General features: G+C 65.3%; 16 protein-coding genes. 12 read left to right on the top strand and 4 right to left on the bottom strand.

From position 1 onward, the window contains the following. The 3 genes from AAF604_03745 to glyA all read left to right on the top strand — a co-directional run bounded on the left by AAF604_03745 (position 1) and on the right by glyA (position 3080). Entirely contained in the window at positions 1-1572 is a 1572-nt protein-coding gene (locus AAF604_03745; protein MEM7048742.1) for an acyl-CoA carboxylase subunit beta, read from the top strand. 64 nt (positions 1573-1636) lie between these two features. Continuing rightward, the gene (locus AAF604_03740; protein ID MEM7048741.1) at positions 1637-1798 is read left to right on the top strand and encodes a hypothetical protein; all 162 of its coding nucleotides are present in this window, start codon (positions 1637-1639) and stop codon (positions 1796-1798) included. A 37-nt stretch (positions 1799-1835) separates the two neighbouring features. Next, on the top strand, positions 1836-3080 hold the full coding sequence (gene glyA / locus AAF604_03735; protein ID MEM7048740.1) for a serine hydroxymethyltransferase: 1245 nt from the start codon (positions 1836-1838) through the stop codon (positions 3078-3080). Here the strand turns inward: glyA and AAF604_03730 are convergent. Genes AAF604_03730 through AAF604_03715 form a run of 4 tightly spaced genes read right to left on the bottom strand, consistent with a single transcriptional unit; the run spans position 3071 to position 9117 of the window. After that, complete coding sequence (locus AAF604_03730) at positions 3071-4363, bottom strand: Mur ligase family protein (protein ID MEM7048739.1); 1293 nt, start codon at positions 4361-4363, stop codon at positions 3071-3073. The two genes, glyA and AAF604_03730, sit on opposite strands and share 10 nt — an antisense overlap. Further along, a complete protein-coding gene (gene accD / locus AAF604_03725) occupies positions 4360-5205 on the bottom strand; it encodes an acetyl-CoA carboxylase, carboxyltransferase subunit beta (GenBank protein ID MEM7048738.1) in 846 nt (281 codons plus the stop codon). Before accD ends, AAF604_03730 begins: the two co-directional genes overlap by 4 nt. A 51-nt stretch (positions 5206-5256) precedes the next feature. Next, complete coding sequence (locus AAF604_03720) at positions 5257-5493, bottom strand: hypothetical protein (protein MEM7048737.1); 237 nt, start codon at positions 5491-5493, stop codon at positions 5257-5259. Positions 5494-5523: 30 nt separating this feature from the next. Next, on the bottom strand, positions 5524-9117 hold the full coding sequence (locus AAF604_03715) for a TonB family protein (protein ID MEM7048736.1): 3594 nt from the start codon (positions 9115-9117) through the stop codon (positions 5524-5526). A 235-nt stretch (positions 9118-9352) separates the two neighbouring features. On the opposite strand from AAF604_03715, the gene AAF604_03710 reads away from it, so the two are divergent. From AAF604_03710 to AAF604_03670, 9 genes are all read left to right on the top strand, one after another. Next, positions 9353-10105 (top strand): YebC/PmpR family DNA-binding transcriptional regulator, encoded by a 753-nt coding sequence (locus AAF604_03710; GenBank protein ID MEM7048735.1) that lies wholly within the window; start codon positions 9353-9355, stop codon positions 10103-10105. Between the two features lie 229 nt (positions 10106-10334). Next, entirely contained in the window at positions 10335-10835 is a 501-nt protein-coding gene (gene ruvC / locus AAF604_03705; GenBank protein ID MEM7048734.1) for a crossover junction endodeoxyribonuclease RuvC, read from the top strand. Between the two features lie 304 nt (positions 10836-11139). Beyond that, the gene (locus tag AAF604_03700; protein MEM7048733.1) at positions 11140-11772 is read left to right on the top strand and encodes a MotA/TolQ/ExbB proton channel family protein; all 633 of its coding nucleotides are present in this window, start codon (positions 11140-11142) and stop codon (positions 11770-11772) included. 18 nt (positions 11773-11790) lie between these two features. After that, positions 11791-12234, top strand: coding sequence for a biopolymer transporter ExbD (locus AAF604_03695; GenBank protein MEM7048732.1), 444 nt, complete (start codon positions 11791-11793; stop codon positions 12232-12234). A gap of 10 nt (positions 12235-12244) precedes the next feature. Beyond that, positions 12245-12682 (top strand): biopolymer transporter ExbD, encoded by a 438-nt coding sequence (locus tag AAF604_03690; GenBank protein ID MEM7048731.1) that lies wholly within the window; start codon positions 12245-12247, stop codon positions 12680-12682. 23 nt (positions 12683-12705) lie between these two features. Next, on the top strand, positions 12706-13422 hold the full coding sequence (locus AAF604_03685; protein MEM7048730.1) for a TonB family protein: 717 nt from the start codon (positions 12706-12708) through the stop codon (positions 13420-13422). Positions 13423-13437: 15 nt separating this feature from the next. Next, positions 13438-14262, top strand: coding sequence for a DUF4388 domain-containing protein (locus tag AAF604_03680; protein MEM7048729.1), 825 nt, complete (start codon positions 13438-13440; stop codon positions 14260-14262). A 96-nt stretch (positions 14263-14358) separates the two neighbouring features. Then, complete coding sequence (locus AAF604_03675; protein MEM7048728.1) at positions 14359-15516, top strand: tetratricopeptide repeat protein; 1158 nt, start codon at positions 14359-14361, stop codon at positions 15514-15516. Between the two features lie 87 nt (positions 15517-15603). After that, a complete protein-coding gene (locus tag AAF604_03670) occupies positions 15604-16791 on the top strand; it encodes a hypothetical protein (protein ID MEM7048727.1) in 1188 nt (395 codons plus the stop codon). Positions 16792-16996: the final 205 nt, after the last annotated feature.

Raw genomic sequence — 16996 nt, 5'->3', positions numbered from 1 at the left:
ATGGCGGAAATCGAGGTCGAGACGGAAGATCGCGGAATGTCGGAGCTCGCCGAGCGCCTGCGGCAGGCGAGCCAGGGCGGCGGCGCGCAGCGCATCGAAAAACAGCATGCGGCCGGCAAGCTGACGGCGCGGGAGCGGGTCGAGCTGTTGCTCGATCCGGGGACCTTCGTCGAGGTCGACGCCCTGGTCACCCACCGCTGCCGTGACTTCCGGATGGACGAGAAGAAGATTCCCGGCGATGGCGTCGTCTGTGGTCACGGCTCCGTCGACGGGCGCCTGGTCTATGTCTTCGCCCAGGACTTCACGGTCTTCGGCGGCTCCCTGTCGGAGACTAACGCCCAGAAGATCTGCAAGGTGATGGATTTGGCGGTCGAGAACGGCGCTCCGATCATCGGCTTGAACGATTCCGGCGGCGCCCGCATCCAGGAGGGCGTGGTCTCCCTCGGTGGTTATGCCGACATCTTCCTGCGCAATACGCTGGCTTCCGGCGTGGTGCCCCAGATCAGCGCCATCATGGGGCCGTGTGCCGGTGGGGCCGTCTACTCGCCGGCAATCACCGACTTCATCTTCATGGTCGAGGGGACGAGCTACATGTTCGTCACCGGTCCCGACGTCATCAAGACGGTGACCCACGAAGAGGTCACCATGGAGGAGCTCGGCGGCGCTTCCACCCACAGCGCCAAGAGTGGCGTCAGCCATTTCACGGTGGCGAGCGATGCTGCCTGCCTGGCCTCGATCCGCCAGCTCCTGTCCTTCTTGCCGAGCAACAACCTCGACGATCCGCCGCCGGGCGCGAGCGAAGACGATCCGGATCGCGAGGAGCCGTCCCTCGACGACCTGGTGCCGGCCGATCCCAACAAGCCCTACGACATCAAGCAGCTGATCACCGCGGTGGTCGACGACGGTCGCTTTTTCGAAGTGCAGCCGGACTACGCCCGCAACATCGTGGTCGGCTTTGCCCGCATCGGCAATCACAGCGTCGGGATCCTGGCCAACCAGCCGGCCTATCTCGCCGGCGTGCTCGACATCGACGCCTCCCTGAAGGGCGCCCGCTTCGTGCGCTTCTGCGATAGCTTCAACATTCCGCTGATCACCTTCGAGGACGTCCCCGGCTTCTTGCCCGGCACCCAGCAGGAGTACGGCGGCATCATCAAGCATGGCGCGAAGCTGCTCTTCGCCTATGCCGAGGCGACGGTGCCGAAGATCACCGTCATCACCCGCAAGGCCTATGGCGGCGCCTACTGCGTGATGGCGAGCAAGCACTTGCGGACCGATGTCAACTTCGCCTATCCGACGGCGGAGATCGCCGTCATGGGGCCGGAGGGGGCCGTCAACGTGCTCTACCGGCGCGAGCTGCAGGCCGCCGGCGAGGGCGCCGATGACCTGCGTCGCGAACGCGTCTCCGAGTACCGGGCGAAGTTTTCGAATCCCTACGTCGCCGCCGAGCGCGGCTTCGTCGATGCCGTCATCCCGCCGCGCACGACGCGGCCTCAGATCATCCGTTCCCTGCGCGCCCTGGCCGGCAAGCGGGCCAGCATGCCGGCGAAGAAGCACGGCAATCTGCCCCTCTGAGGAAGCCTCTCGCCCGCCGAAGCGCTACCCCGAAGCAATCACAATCTGGACCGAGGAGAACACCATGAGAGAGAAAGACCGCGCCCTTCGCCGTCGCCGTCAGCGGCGCGCCAAGCGCCTTCGCGCCCGCCTGCAGGAAGCTCGCAAAGCGGCGACCAAGAAGACCGTCAAGAAGCCGGCCGCCAAGGCCAAGGCCAAGGCCAAGAAGGCCGCCGACGATAGCTAGCCCGACCTTCGCCTGCAAGAGCAAAGAGGAAGCCGCCATGTCCGATGTTCGTTCCCTGAGGGTCCTCGACCCCGAGATCTACCGTGTCGTCGAAGCCGAGCGCGAACGGCAGAACCAGAGCCTCGAGCTCATCGCCTCGGAGAACTTCGTCGGCCGGGCGGTGCTCGAGGCGGCCGGCAGCGTGCTCACCAACAAGTATGCCGAGGGCTACCCCGGAAGGCGCTATTACGGGGGCTGCGAGCACGTCGACGAGGCCGAGCGGCTGGCCATCGCGCGGGCGCGCGAGCTCTTCGGGGCCGAGCACGTCAACGTTCAGCCGCACAGTGGGACGACCGCCAACACGGCGGTCTACTTCGCCTTCCTGAAGCCCGGCGACAAACTGATGGGCCTCGACCTCGCCTGTGGCGGGCACCTCACCCATGGTCATCGCCTGTCCTACTCCGGGCGCGACTTCGAGGTGGCGGCCTATGGCGTCGATCGCGAGAGCGAGCTGATCGACTACGATGCCGTCGCCGAGCAGGCGCGCGCCGAACGTCCCAAGATGATCGTCTGCGGGGCCTCGGCCTACAGTCGGATCATCGACTTCGAGCGCTTCCGGGCGATTGCCGACGAGGTCGGAGCCCTGCTGCTGGCGGATATCGCTCACATCGCGGGACTGGTGGCGGCCGGTGTCCATCCCTCGCCGGTGCCCTGGTGCGACTTCGTCACCACCACCACCCACAAGACGCTGCGCGGCCCTCGCGGCGGGCTCGTCATGTGCCGCGAAGAGCACGCCAAGGCGATCGATCGGTCGGTCTTCCCGGGGCTCCAGGGAGGTCCTCTGATGCACGTCGTCGCCGCCAAGGCGGTGGCCTTCAAGGAGGCTCTCGAGCCATCCTTCGTGGACTATCAGAAGCAGATCGTGGCCAATGCCCGGGCGCTGGCGGCGAGGTTGCAGGAGCGCGGTCTGCGGATCGTCTCCGGGGGCACCGACAACCACCTCAGCCTGCTCGATGTCGCCGCCGCCGGCACCACCGGCAAGGTCGCCGAGGCGGCCCTCGAGGCGGCCGGAATCACCGCCAACAAGAACACCATTCCCTACGATCAGAATCCGCCGATGGTGGCTTCCGGCATTCGCCTCGGCACCTCGGCCTTGACCTCCCGTGCCATGGCCGAGGGCGAGATGGAGACCATCGGCGACCTCATTGCCGAGGTCCTCGCCGATCCCGAGAACGAGGCCGTACAGCAGAGCGTTCGCGTCCGCGTGCGCGAGCTCTGTGATCGCTTTCCGCTCTACGAATGAGCCTCGGCTGACGGCGGATTCGTCACCAGTCGTCGGATCGCGCCGACCAGGAAGAAGGAGCCGCAGACCACCAAGGTCTGGGGCTCCCCTTCCCTTGCCCGATCGAAGGCCGCCTGGAAGTCGTCGACGACCTGCGCTTGCGGGGCATGGGGCAGGAGCTTTGCCGGATCGAGGCCACGGCCGTGGGGCGGTCGGGTGAGCACGAGCCGGTCGGCCAAGGGGGCGAGCCGCGGCACGATCTCCGCGACCTCCTTGTCCGCCAGCAGGCCGAGGAGCAAGTGGAGCCGGCCGGTGGGGGCTTGGGTGAGGAACTCCTCGAGACGTCGGGCGCCATCAGCATTGTGGGCGGCATCGAGCAGCAGGCGTCCCTGGCCCAAGGGCAGAACCTCGAGGCGTCCGGGCCAGATCGTCTGGCGGCATCCCCGTTCGATGGCGTGACGGTCGAGGCCGGACCAGCCGAGCTCTCGGAGCTGCTCGGCGGCACGGACCGCGAGGGCGAGGTTTTCTGCCTGGTGGGCGCCGAGGAGGGGGAGCTCGCAGTCGTACTCGGCGGCCTCGCTTTGCAAGCGGACCCGCTGTCCACGCCAGAAATCTTCGGCCGCCTCGAGGGCCGTGATCTTCATTCGCTGTGGCGCGACGATCAGGTCGCTGCCACGGTGCTTCGCCGCCCGGTCGAGGGCCGCGAGCACTTCGGGGTCGTGGTTCCAGGTGATCGCCGGTCGCCCCCGCCGGAAGATCCCGGCTTTCTCGCCGGCGATGGCCGTCAAGGTCGAGCCGAGGTGCTCGCGATGGTCGAAGGCGATCGGGGTGACCAGCGAGATCAGCGGCTCGGCGGCGTTGGTGGCGTCGAGACGGCCCCCGAGGCCGACCTCGAAGACCGCCAGATCGACGTCGCGGGCGGCGACCTCGGCGAAGGCCACGGCGGTGACCGCTTCGAAGTAGGTCGGCGGCGGATCCTCATCGTCGCTCTCGAGTACGGCGAGCAGCCGGTCGCCAAAGGCCTGAGGCGAAATCGGAGCGCCGTCGATCCGAATGCGCTCGGTGACGGACTCGAGGTGGGGTGAGGTGTAGAGGCCGACGCGATAGCCGGCGGCCTGCGCCATGGCGGCGAGCAGGGCGGCCGTCGAGCCCTTGCCGTTGGTTCCGGCGACCAGAACAACAGGGTAGCGCTTCTCCGGGTGGCCGAGTCGCCGGAGGAGGCGCCGCATGCGCTCCAGACCGAGATGAATCCCGAAAAACTCGAGCCGCTCGAGGGCCGCCGCGGCGCGCGGCGGCAGCTTCACGATCGAAAGTGCCGAAGGGACTTCGCCAGCGTGCTCTTGAGCTCCGGTCGGGGAACCACCATGTCGAGGAAGCCGTGGTCGAGGAGGAATTCGCTGCGCTGGAAGCCCTCCGGCAGACTTTGGCGGATGGTCTGCTCGATGACCCGGGGACCGGCGAAGCCGATCAAGGCTCCGGGCTCGGCGACGTTGATGTCACCGAGCATGGCGAAGGAGGCGGTCACGCCGCCGGTGGTGGGATCGGTGAGAATCGAGAGATAGGGCAGGCCGGCTTCCCGCAGGCGATGCAGCGCCGCCGAGACCTTGGCCATCTGCATCAGCGACAGGACACCTTCCTGCATGCGCGCTCCGCCGGAAGCCGAGACCACCAGCAGCGGACGCCGGGCCTCGACCGCCCGCTCGGCGGCGCGGGCCAACTTTTCGCCGACCACCGAGCCCATGGAGCCGCCCATGAAGCGGTAGTTCATCACCGCCAGCACCACTGGGATGCCTTCGAGCTCGCCCTCGACGGTGATCAAGGCGTCGCGAGCGCCCGACTGCTGTTGATAGAGCTTGAGGCGGTCTTTATAGCGCTTGGTGTCGCGAAACTGCAGCGGGTCGCCCGGGGAGACGTTGGTGTCGAGCTCCTGCCCGTCGCCGTCGAGCAGCATCCGGATGCGGCTTTCGGCACCGATGCGGAAGTGGAAGCCGCATTTGTAGCAGACGCGAAGATTCTCCTCGAGGTCGCGCGAGTAGACCACCTCTTTGCAACCGTCGCACTTCAGCCAGAGCCCTTCCGGCACCTTGCTGCTGGGCCGATCGGAGCGAACCGGCTTGGGTTTCTTCGCTTTTCGGAACCAGGCCATGGCGAGCGGTCGGCGGCTCGAGCGGCGCCCTCAGGAAGGCCAGTGGCCCACCTAGACGTCCGTCGGGTCGCCGTCCTCTTCGGCCTCGAGGTCGTTGGGAACGCCCAGGCGCATGCAGGCCGCGTCGTACATCTGGCGTGCCGCCTTCTTGGCGTTCTGGAGCTCCGCCAGGCGATCCTTCACCTTGGCCAGCTCTTCTTCGATCTGGCGATCGAGCTCGGTGATCTCACCCTTGGTGACGGTCAGGGTGTTCTCGTAAAAGCTTCTCTGTTGTTCGTTCAAGCTCATGGCTGAGTTCCTCCAATCGGCCGGGTCGCCTCAAAGACGGAAAGGAAGCCGAAGCGTCGTCCACATTCTGACTTCGACCCCATTCTTCGTTGCAGGCTGATATTTCGCGGTTCCGGCAGCTTCGAGGGCCGCCTCGTTGATCCCGACTTTTCTTTCGATGCCCTGGGTCAGCCGGGTATCGATGACCTTGCCGTTCTCGTCCACCAGGACCGACAGCACGACATCGCCTTGGACCCCCATCCTTCTGGCGATGGGAGGATACTTCGGTTTCTGGATGCTGACAAGTTTCGGCGGTACGACCCCGGGGCCGGGGCGAACCAACTGTCCCCGTCGGACGGCGGGTGGCGCGGGGGTCTTCGGTGCGGGCGCTTCTTGGACGGCGTGAGGAGGGGGTTGGGGGGAGGGTCGACGATCCGCCGGCGATTGAGCCACCGGCTCGGGAGGTGGGGCGCTACGTGGTGGTGATTCGGTGGCCACCGGTTGCTCCTCTTGGGGTGGAGGCGCCGTGGCCTCCGTCGGTGGTGGCTCGCTTCGGGTGGTCGGTGGCGGCGCCGGCGCTGGCGCCGTGGTCTCCGTCGGCGGTGGCTCGGCGGCGGCCCGTTGGGCTTCTTCAAGCTGTTGCTGGAGCCGCTGCTGCTCGGCTTCGAGGCGGGCGCGCAGCTCGCGTTCGCGCTTCGCCAGCTCCTGATCCACCAGGTCCGAAATCTGCTGCGTCGGATCGGCGGCCGCTTCCTCTTCCGGTTCCGGGGCGATCTCGGCTGCATCGGCGTTGACGCTCGGCTGGGTCGTCGCAGCGGCGCCGGCCGCCCCGCCAGTACCGGTCGCGCCAATGCTGGCTGCGCCAGCGCCGGTCTCATCGCTGCCCTCGACTTCTCCTGCGGCATCTTCCGCGGCGTCGCTGTCCGCTTCGTCCACGGCCGGCGTTGGTGCCGGTTCGATCGGCCGGGTCTCCGGAGCCTGAGACTCCGGGTTGGCCGGTGGCGGCGTCGTGTCGGTCGGGCGGAAGTAGAGGAATGCGGCGATGCCGCCCGCGACCAGCAAAGCGATCAACACCACCAGCGGCCAGCGTCGTCGTCCGCCTCCCTCCTCGAGATCGAGCTCGTCGATCGGCGCCGCCGGCGCGACGACCGCCTCTCCGCCCGGGGTGGGCGCCGTCGGCGTCGGTGTCGGCGTGGGGGTCGGGGCGGTAGCTTCGGCCTTGGCTGCCGGTGGGCTCGCCTTGCCGAGATCGCCCAGGCTGGCGAGGAAGTCGTCGGCGACGGAGGCGACCTCGGAGTCGCCCGACTTTTCGCTGCCGAAAGTGGTCGGGGGCGACGGGGCGCTCGGCGGTGAAGTCGGCGGTGCTGGTCGCGGCGCCGGCTCCGGAATCGCCGCCGCCGGCTGTGGTGGCTTCGTCACGACCGGGGGAGGGGCTTGCGGGCTCGGCGCCACCGGTGCCGGCGCCGGCGGCTGTTCGAGGCCGAAGGGCGGTTCTTCCGATTCGGCGGCGACCGGCGTTTCCGGGGCGTTGCGCAGTCGCTCGACGTAGGTCGCGAGATCCGCCGGTCCAGGCGTCGGCTGGAGCGAGTAGAGAACCTGCTCGAGAGCATCGCGCAGCTGACTGGCACTCTGAAAGCGATCTTCCGGATCTTTCGCCAGGGCGGTCATCAGAACTCGATTGGCATCCGAGTTGATCGCCGGGTTGATCTCTCGGGGAGGCTGCACCTGGCACTCTCGAACGGCCTCGAGCACCGAGATCTCGCTGTCGCCGGAGAACAGCTTCTGCCCGGTGAGCATCTCGTAGACCAAGGTGCCGAGGGAGAAGATGTCGGAGCGGGGATCGACGGACCGGCCCCAGGCCTGCTCCGGCGACATGTACTGAATCTTCCCCTTGAGCGCTCCCATCTGGGTATGGCTGGCCTTGGCGACGGCCTTGGCAATGCCGAAATCGCACAGCTTGATGTCGCCGTCGTGACTGACCAGGACGTTTTGCGGCGAGACGTCGCGGTGCACCAAGCCGAGGTCGCGACCCTCGAAATCACGCTTGCGATGAGCGTAGTCGAGGGCGCTCGCCAGTCGGGCTCCGATCAGCAGGGCCAGCCCCTCGTCCATCGGCACGGCGCGGTCCCGCGAGGTGTTGAGGATCTCGCGCAGGTTGAGGCCGTCCACGTACTCCATGGCGATGTAGTAGTGGGAGTTGATCTTGCCGAGATCGTAGATGTGGATGATGTTGGGATGACTGAGCTGGGCCGCCAGCTTGGCTTCGTCGATGAACATCGTGACGAAGTCTTCGTTGTGCGTCAGGTGGGGCAGGATCTTCTTGATCGCCACCGTCTTTTGAAAGCCTTCGACGCCTTTCATGCGGGCCTTCCAGACCTCCGCCATGCCACCGACGGCGATGCGCTCGAGCAGGGAGTACTGACCGAAGGGAGGCGGCATCTCAGCGCTCCCGGCGCTGGCCGGTTCCGCTGGCTCGGGCACCTCGACCGGTTCTGGCTCGGCGGAGAGGGCGTCGAGGAGCTCCGAGTCGAGGCGCATCGTCGGCGATCCCACCAGGCCGCCGGAGTCGTCGTCAGCGGTCGGCGGGTCGCCGAAGCCGGTCGGTGCCGGCGGCGCTGCGAAATCGCTCGGCGAGTCCGCTGTCGGCATGGCGGGCCCGGAGACGGCCGCGTCGGCGGCCTGGTCCCCGAGGGGCGAAGGGATGGCCGCGGGCTCGTCGAATGCGGCGGGAGTTTCTTCGGCCGGCGCCGGATCGAGCTCGAAGGCCGGGGTCTTGAGGGTCTCGACCGGGCTGGCCGAGCTCGAGATCTCGGCCAGCGGGTCCGGGGCGGGCGCCGGCCGGCTGGGGCTCGCCAAGTTGAGGTCGTCGAGGCCGAGGTCCGCCAACAGATCCTTCTCGGGAGCGGCCTTGGCCCTGGGGGCGGTCTTTTCGAGGCCCGAGAGAGTGTTCGAAAGCAGGGAGTCGATGTCGGTGTCGGCCTTGGGCTTGGGCTTGGGCTTCTTGGGTGGGCTCGGCGCCGGCGGCTTGCGGGCGCCGAGGTCGAGCACTCCCGAGAGGGTCTGCTCGAGCTTCTTCTCGATATCGCTGCTCGCGGCTGCCGGTGGTGGCGCCGGAGCTGCTGCCGGCGGTTTCGGGCTCACCGGCGGCGGCTTCGGGCTGGCGGCCTGGGATGCCGGTGCGGGCGCCGGCTCCTGGGTGACCTCCGACTCGAGCTCCGCGACCAGGTCACCGAAGATGTCTTCGGAGGTCAGCTTCTGGCCGGCGGCGGCCGGGCTGCCCAGGCTGGGCGGCGCCGAGCCGGAGAGGCCACGGCGAACTTCCAACCTCAGATCTTGATCGGTGAAGGGCTTGACCAACATGCCGTCGACCCCGAGGCGGTCGGCGTCCATCTCTGCCGCCTTGTGCTCGGGGATCATGGCGACCACACCGGGACCGCCGTGGCGGCGCGTGAAGCTGCTGTAGATCACCTCCGCCCCCTCGAGCTCGGAGTTGATCAGGACCAGATCGGGGGTTTGAGAGGTGCCGACCTGGACCCCTTCCTCGGGGCTCGCCACCTGGCGCGTCTCCCAGCCTTCCGTGCCCAGAGTGTCGAGAATCCTCTGGATGAATCGATCTTCGTTTTCAATGACTAGAATCAAAGGCATAGGGAAGTGGCTCCGGTTGGCCCGAGGGAATAGGTTTTTCTAGCACCGGGCTCGCCGTGAGTCAATTTCGCAAAGGTCGATTTTGCGGCCTTTTGAGTTGCTCGGGGCGTCGCGGCCCCTGCCGGCTTGCGGGCGGGGTGCGACGGCGAGGTGCATCCTATACACTGCGGGGCTCGAAAAAGACCGCCAATGCAAGCGCCGAGGCAGACTGCCGACGGCGAGGAGAGACGGAGTCATGGCTGGGCATAGCAAATGGGCTGGGATCAAGCACAAAAAGGCGATCATCGACGCCAAACGCGGCAAGCTGTGGACCAAGCTGCTGCGGGAAGTCACGGTGGCCGCCCGTCTCGGTGGTGGTGATCCGACCGGGAATCCGCGCTTGCGCAGCGCCATTCAGGACGCCCGGGGCGCCAATTGTCCCAATGACAACATCGATCGCGCCATCAAGAAGGGCACCGGTGAGCTCGAAGGGGCCGAGTACGTCGAGGTGACCTATGAGGGTTACGGTCCTGGTGGGGTGGCGATTCTGGTCGAGACGATGACCGACAATCGCAACCGCACCGTGGCCGAGATTCGTCACCTGTTCTCGAAGAACGCCGGCAACCTCGGCGAGAGCGGTTGTGTCGCTTGGATGTTCGATCGTCGCGGCCTGTTCGCCATCGCCCGCGAGGGCCTCGACGAGGACGCTTTCATGGAGCTCGCCATGGAGCTCGAAGCGGACGATTTCTCTACCGACGGCGAGAGCTACGAGATGTTCAGCTCCGTCGAGGACTACATCCGGATTCGCGAGCAGCTCGAAGACCGTTCGGTTCAGCTCGAGGTCAAGCAGCTGGCGATGATTCCGCAGAGCACCGTGCGGATCGAAGACGAGAAGCAGGCATCCCAGCTGGTGCGCTTGCTCGAGGCCCTGGAAGATCACGACGACGTGCAGTCCGTCTGGGCCAACTTCGACATCGACGACTCCCTGCTCGCCCAGGCCGCCGGCTAGCGGGCCGCTGAAAAAGCCGCGTGGCGACTTTTCCAACGCTGCTAGCTGTTTGTTTCAGGGGGCAAAGCGCCCCCTCGCCCGAAAAAGTGCGATTTTTCGGGCTCACCCCGTCCAGGGCGGCCCCGTCTCACGGCTTCGCCGCCGAGCCCTTACGGGCCCGGAAGCAGGTTGCCGATGACTTTTTCAGCAACCTGCTAGCGGGCGGCGCGACCCTCGACTCCGGCGGCCCGTGCTCGTTCTAGGCCTCGATCCGGGCAGCCGGCACACCGGCTACGGCTTCGTCGAGAAGCGCGGGCCGGCCCTCACCATGATCGAGGCGGGGACCTTCTCCTGTCCGGCGAAGGAGCCAGTGCCTCAGCGGCTGTCGTACCTCTCTCGGGAGCTCACCGATTTGGTCGCTCGTCGGCCGCCCGACACGGTGGTCGTGGAAGCACCCTTTCATGGCCTCAACGCCCGCTCCTTGATCGTCCTGGCGCAGGCTCGGGGTGCCCTGCTGGCGGTGGTCGGGGAGGCCTACGAGGTGCGCGAGTACAGCCCGGCGGAGGTCAAGTCGGCGGTGACCGGGAGCGGGCATGCGGGCAAGGATCAGGTGGCCCGAATGGTGCGTTTGCTGCTCGGCGTCAAGGAGCCCCTATCGAGCGATGCGACGGATGCCTTGGCGGTTGCCATTTGTGGTGCCCAGCGGGCCCGGATGGAGCGAATTTCCGCCCCGAAGCGACGGCGTAAGTAGTTCTTTGTCAAGGGCTTGGGGTCTGTCAAGGGTTTTTTGACCTGAATTTTTGGCCTGTGCTAGTATCCGCCCCATGCCATTTCCCACGGGGGTTTGCGGCATTCGTGCTCGGGGCGCGAAATTGGCCTCGGCGTCGACTTCAGCTTGGGAAACGTCTTCTCGAGAGGGCGCCGGGAGACGAGAGCACGGGAACTTATCTCGCCATCGGCGGGTCTAACTCAAGTACGGGACGAGCTTCGCATGATCGCGAGGCTCGACTCAGCTAAGAGGAGGAGGAACAGTGGCAGACTTCGGCGGAACGTTCATGGAATTCATGAAGCAGGGTGGGCTCGTCATGTGGCTTCTCCTCGTCGCCTCGATCATCGCGCTGGCGTTCATCATCGAGCGCTTCATCGCGTTGCGACGGGCCAAGATCAACGTCAACGAGTTCCTCGCCAAGGTTCGCAAGGCGCTGATCGTCAACCACTCGGTGAGCGATGCCAAGAAGATTTGCGAGCAGTACCGTGGCCCGGTGGCCTCGATCATGAAGGCCGGCCTGCTCAAGTACGGCCAGCCGCGTGAGGATGTCGAGAAGACCATCGAGAACGCTGCGCTCTTCGAGATGAGCCGCCTCGAGCGTGGCCTCGTCGTGCTCGCCACCATCGCCAACGTGGCCCCGCTCCTCGGCTTCCTCGGCACCGTCACCGGCATGATCCGCTCCTTCGACGCGCTCGCCGAAGCCGGTCTGTCGAACCCGGGCCTGGTGGCCTCCGGTATCTCCGAGGCGCTCCTCACCACCGCCGGTGGTCTGTTCGTCGCCATCCCTGTGCAGATCGCCTACAACTTCTTCATGACCCGCATCACCCGCTTCGTGCGCGACATCGAGTCGGCCACCAACATGCTGCTCGAGACCTTCGGTGAGATGGACCGGAGTGGTGTGTCGCCTGATTCGAAGTAAGGTGGAATCGGAACCCCGATGAAGCTACACCAACGAGCGAGGCAGGACGCGGCGATTCCCACCGCCTCGATGGCGGACATCGCCTTCCTGCTCATCATCTTCTTCATGGTCACGATCACCTTCGAGGTGGACAAGACCCAGGTGACGCTACCGGCTTCGGCTCTGCGCTATGAGATTCCGAAGAAGGCGGCCTACATCTCGGTCAGCGAAGAGGGAACCATCCGAGTCAGCTCCGGTGAAGAGATCAGCACCGTGATCCCGGGGCCGGAAGACGTTCTTTCTTTCGCCGCTTCGACCGTGGCCTCGAACCCGCAGAAAGTCTTCGTCGTCAAGGCGGACAAGGACACGCGCTACCAGATCATCGATCGGGTGATCGATTCGCTCAAGCAGGCGAAGGTAGAGACGATGTATCTCTTGTCCCAGGCCGAGACCATCGACGGCGCGGCGCCAGCGGGAAACTAGGGGGCGCGAGATGATTTTCAAGCGCGAAAAGAAGGTCAGCGACGAGATTCCGACGTCTTCGATGGCGGATATCGCCTTCCTGCTGATCATCTACTTCATGGTGACCGTGACCTTCACGGCAACGCGCGGGATCGACTTCGCCCTGCCCAAGGACGACGACAATCCCCCCGAGATCGAGAAGGAGGAGTCGGTTCTGATCGAGATCATGCCGGGTGGAAACCTGATGGTGGATGGTTCGCCGAAGCAGCTCGATCAGATTCTGGACTACCTCAAGCCGAAGCTCGAGCGCAATCCTCTGAAGCCGGTCATCATTCGGCCTGACGGCAACGCTCCTTACGGGGCGATGGTGGATGTCTTCGACGAGCTCCGGCAGGGGGTCGATCAAGGCGTCGAGGTCAAGAACATCTCGGTCCCGACGCAGCGCGAGATCGACGCCTTCTGGTTCTAGGGCGACGGTAGGAGAAACAAGCAATGGCAAACCAACCGAGTCCGCCGCCCAAGGCGAAGGCCCAGCAGCAGGAGCCGCAAGACGAGTACATGGCCTTCGCCCAGGAGTACGAAGAGGACAAGAAGACCATGCGGGTGGCGCTGCTGATCGCGGCCGTCGCCCACGCCATCCTGTTGGTGATCAATCTGCCCGAGCTGGCCAGCGGCGAGAACCAAGAGCCGGACAAACCGAAGGTCTATGTCGTCCAGCAGGTGCGCTTCAAGCCACCTCCGCCGGAGCAGAAGCGCGAGATCCCGAAGCAGAAGGCGAAGAAGGTGCCGATCCCGGATCCGACGCCGGACGAGCCGGAGCCGATCCGTCTGCAGGAGGAGATCGAGCCCGACATCGATCTCCCCGAGACCGACATCATCTTCGACATTCCGGAAGGCCCGCCACCGGTCGAACCGGAAGGGCCGATCATGGTGGGTGGTGATGTCAAGGCGCCGATCAAAGAGTACGCGCCGCCGCCGACCTATACGGAGATCGCTCGCAAGGCCCGTATCCAGGGTGTGGTCATCGTCCAGGCGACCGTCACCAAGGGTGGGGTCGTGCAGGACGTCAAAGTCCTCAAGGGGCTCCCGATGGGTCTCGACAAGGCTGCGGTCGATGCCGTGAAGAAGTGGAAGTTCAAGCCGGCTACCCTCAACGGTAAGCCGGTGGACGTCTACTACAACCTCACGGTGAATTTCACGCTGCAGTAGCAGGAGCCCGAAGGGATGGCCTTTCAAGGCTCGCTGACGGAGCTGCCGCTGCCGGACATCATTCAATTGGTGTCCGTCTCCGGCAAGACCGGTATTTTCTCCCTCACCCGCGGAGGACATCCCCCCGGGGAGATCTTCCTCCGCGGGGGACAGATCGTTCACGCAACGGTGGGCGATATTCAGGGAGAAGAAGCCATCTATGAGCTGGCGATCTGGCCGGAAGGGGACTTTCTGTTCACTCCCGGCAAGGAAAGCGCCTTCACCTCCGTCCGAAAATCCAACACCAATCTCCTCATGGAAGCCGCTCGTCGCATCGACGAGTGGCAGATACTCTCGAAGAAGATCCCATCGACGCGGATGATCCCGGTCTTCACCAACACGGCGACGACCACCTCCGTATCCCTGACCCCCCAGGAATGGGCGGTCATCTGCAAGGTTGACGAACGTCGCACCATCGACGAGGTGGCCCTCACCTTGGGACAGAGCGCCTTCGAGACCTCGAAGCTGCTCTACGGCCTGATCACGTCGGGCCTGATCTCTCTCAAGGAAGTGATCCAGACGGATCGGCTCGAGGGACTCGGTCTGCAGGGGCTGGCGGACATCGCGGGCCGAATCGGCGACGTGGCTCGCGGCCTGCTAGGTGCTTCGCCGCGCAGTGCCGACCTCGACCGACTACTGTTGGCGGCCAAGTCGGAGGTCGATTCCGGCCGTGGCCCCGATGCTGTCGTCGATCTCATCCGAGGCGCCGAAGGATTGGTCACGGGGGCCCTGGGGCCCAACCAATCCAAGGCTTTCCTCGACCGCGTAACCGGGATACTGGGAGGCACCTCTTCGGCTTGACCGAAAGTCTGCATGGAATTTGCATCGACTAAGCTTTGCGAAGCCGCTCCTGTTCTCGAAACAGTGGCTGCAGTAGCGGAAAGGAGGACGGCACCTATGCGAAATAAGACGACGATTCTGTTTTTGGTGACAGCCCTGCTCGCGGGGTCCGCCGCCATGGCGGAGTGGGAGGCCGGAGTTGCGGCCTTCAAGGCGCGGAATTATTCCGTGGCCGAGAAAGAATTCCAGGAGGTTGCCGCCAAGCAGCCCGAATGGCCGGGAGGCCACTACATGTTGGGGCAGGTGCTCTTGCAGCAAGGCAAGAGCAAGGACGCCCTGGCTTCCCTCAAGAAGGCCTACGAGCTGAAGCCCGCGGACATCAACTACCAGTACGTCCTGGCACAGGCCTATCTGAAGACCGGCGGTTATGGACAGGCCGCCCAGATGCTGCAAAAGATCAACCCGTCTTCTCTGCCGGCGCAGCAGCGCGGTAGCTATCAGAAGATGTTGGCCGTGGCTCTCGATCGCAGCGGCAACACGGGAGCAGCCTTGGCGGCTCTCAAGAAGGCTGCCGAGGCCAACCCCCGCGACGCCACCGCTTGGTTCAACTATGGCTCGACGGCCTTCAACTCGGGCCAGACGGCGGCAGGCTCCGCTGCCCTCGGCAAGGCCCTCGACCTCAAGGGCAATGACACCAAGGTCCGCAAGGCCTACGTCAACTCGCTGATTCGCCTTGGGCGTGAGAAGCGCGGCGACTCCAAGGTGGCGGCCTATCGCAAGGCAGCGACCGCGGCGGGCCCGTTGGCGGCCGGCAATGCCAGCTACGACAACCTGCTGCTGGTCTCCGAGGCGCAGCTCGGCGCCAAGGACTACAACGGCGCTGTGACCACCCTCAACAAGGCCCAAGCCAAGGCCGGCAACGATTGGTTGGTTCACTACTACCTGGCCCAGGCGAGCACCTCCCTCGGTCGCTACTCGGATGCTCGAGCGTCGGCTCAGTCGGCGATCGATCGAGCCGGTAGCTCGACCGACAAGAGGCGCGCCTGGCAGCAGATGGGATTCGTCGGTGAGAAGCTGAAGGACTACGACGCTTCCATCGAGGCCTACCGCAATGCCGGCGATTCGGCGGGTGTGGCGCGGGTCGAGGAGAACAAGCGGATCGCCCAGGAGAACGAGAACATCGAGGCCGAGAATGCCGAGATCCGGAAGCTCGAGGAAGAGCGCCGGAAGCTCGAGGAAGAGCTGCGTGGCCTTCCCGGTGGCGGTGGTCTCTAGGCAATAGAGTCACGACGTTCCCTTGAAGGGCTCCCTCGGGAGCCCTTTTTCATGCTCCCCATCGGCGTTTGTGCGTAGAATGCGGCCGTGAAGCGCCGCTCCGCTCTGCTGCTGGTTCTCGCCGTCTTGGGATGGCCGGCCACGGTCGTGCAGCCGGAGGAGGTGTCCGAAAGCTCCGAAGAGCTCGGCTCCGAATCCCCTCGAAGGCGCTCGGACACCCTGTTCCCGACCATCGATATCGATCTGCCGGAAGGCGATCTCGATTTGCGGGCCAGCCGATTGGTCGGCAACATCTTCTTCCAGGGGCAGGTTAAGTACAACTTCGTCGACGGTGACATCACCGCCTTCCTGCGCTACCGCGTCTACGGCAAGCGCCAGACCTTTCAGCTCACCGGCTTCGACTCGATCGAGTTCGAAAGCGTCGAAGACGTCTCCGGCGATTTCGATCGCGTGCGCGGACTGCTCGGCATTTTCGAGTGGCCCCACGACTATCACCGCCGCAGCTTCATGCTGCTCGAGGTCGATCGCATCAGCTCGAACCGTGAGGAGCTCAGGTTCAACGACAACCTCACCAACACCTTCGTACGCTTCGGCTATCAGATCGGAACGCCGGACGACCCACGCTCGAACGCCATCGTCGGCGAGAGTCGGGCTCGCCTCGATCGCCTGTTTACTCCGCACCGCGCCATCGGACCGCGGGGAGCCGGCCTGACGGCGGCGGCGACCTACGGCTTCGATTTCCTCCTCGGGGACTTCGATTACATACGCCTGGAGCTCGAGGGGCTGAAGCGCTTCGAGCTTCCCCGCGGGCGGTTTCTGGTCTGGCGTACTCACGGCGGCAGCTTTCCGCGCAAGAAGGTGATTCGTGAGGGCCCCGACGTTCCGCAGCCGGACCGCTTCTCGATTCCACGCAGCGAGCTCTTCCGTCTCGACGGTCGGGAAAATCTCAAGGGACTGCGCGAGCGGCTGCGGGGCACCGAGAACCTGCACACCACCGCCGAGCTGTTCTTGCCTTGGTTCGTCGACGAAGAGCGTCGTGCCCTGGGCCTGAACTGGAGCTCCTGGTACTGGGTGCTTTACGGGGGCTACGGCACCATCGGGTACGACCGCGACGTGCTCACCGACGTCTCCGAGTACTATCCCGATCTCGGCATCGGCATCGAGTCTTCTTTCGAGCTCAAGGGCTACACCATCTTCCTCTCGGCGGTGATCGCCCAGACCCTGAGGGGCGACTCGGAGCCGGAAGCCAAGCTGTCGATCAAGTCCTACCGCTAGCAGGCTGCTGAAAAGTCCGCTTCGCGACTTTTCCAGCGCTGCTAGAAGTTTGTTTCAGGGGGCTGAGCGCCCCCTCGCCCGAAAAAGTGCGATTTTTCGGGCTCACCCCATCTCACGGCTTCGCCGCCGGGCCCTCTCGGGCCCGGTCGCAGGTTGCCGATGAGTTTTTCAGCAACCTGCTAGCAGACTGCTGCCCTGGCGGCCC

The organism is Acidobacteriota bacterium (genome assembly GCA_039028635.1).
GTDB lineage: Bacteria > Acidobacteriota > Thermoanaerobaculia > Multivoradales > JBCCEF01 > JBCCEF01.
Note: the sequence above shows the minus strand (reverse complement) of the source record. Positions and strands in the feature narration are given on the sequence as shown.

Excerpts from the sequence above, each read along its gene's own strand:
- AAF604_03745 (MEM7048742.1), top strand. The coding sequence starts at position 1 with ATGGCGGAAATCGAGGTCGAGACGGAAGATCGCGGAATGTCGGAGCTC.
- AAF604_03740 (MEM7048741.1), top strand. The coding sequence starts at position 1,637 with ATGAGAGAGAAAGACCGCGCCCTTCGCCGTCGCCGTCAGCGGCGCGCC.
- glyA (MEM7048740.1), top strand. The coding sequence starts at position 1,836 with ATGTCCGATGTTCGTTCCCTGAGGGTCCTCGACCCCGAGATCTACCGT.
- accD (MEM7048738.1), bottom strand. The coding sequence starts at position 5,205 with ATGGCCTGGTTCCGAAAAGCGAAGAAACCCAAGCCGGTTCGCTCCGAT.
- AAF604_03720 (MEM7048737.1), bottom strand. The coding sequence starts at position 5,493 with ATGAGCTTGAACGAACAACAGAGAAGCTTTTACGAGAACACCCTGACC.
- AAF604_03715 (MEM7048736.1), bottom strand. The coding sequence starts at position 9,117 with ATGCCTTTGATTCTAGTCATTGAAAACGAAGATCGATTCATCCAGAGG.
- AAF604_03710 (MEM7048735.1), top strand. The coding sequence starts at position 9,353 with ATGGCTGGGCATAGCAAATGGGCTGGGATCAAGCACAAAAAGGCGATC.
- AAF604_03700 (MEM7048733.1), top strand. The coding sequence starts at position 11,140 with ATGGAATTCATGAAGCAGGGTGGGCTCGTCATGTGGCTTCTCCTCGTC.
- AAF604_03695 (MEM7048732.1), top strand. The coding sequence starts at position 11,791 with ATGAAGCTACACCAACGAGCGAGGCAGGACGCGGCGATTCCCACCGCC.
- AAF604_03690 (MEM7048731.1), top strand. The coding sequence starts at position 12,245 with ATGATTTTCAAGCGCGAAAAGAAGGTCAGCGACGAGATTCCGACGTCT.
- AAF604_03685 (MEM7048730.1), top strand. The coding sequence starts at position 12,706 with ATGGCAAACCAACCGAGTCCGCCGCCCAAGGCGAAGGCCCAGCAGCAG.
- AAF604_03680 (MEM7048729.1), top strand. The coding sequence starts at position 13,438 with ATGGCCTTTCAAGGCTCGCTGACGGAGCTGCCGCTGCCGGACATCATT.
- AAF604_03675 (MEM7048728.1), top strand. The coding sequence starts at position 14,359 with ATGCGAAATAAGACGACGATTCTGTTTTTGGTGACAGCCCTGCTCGCG.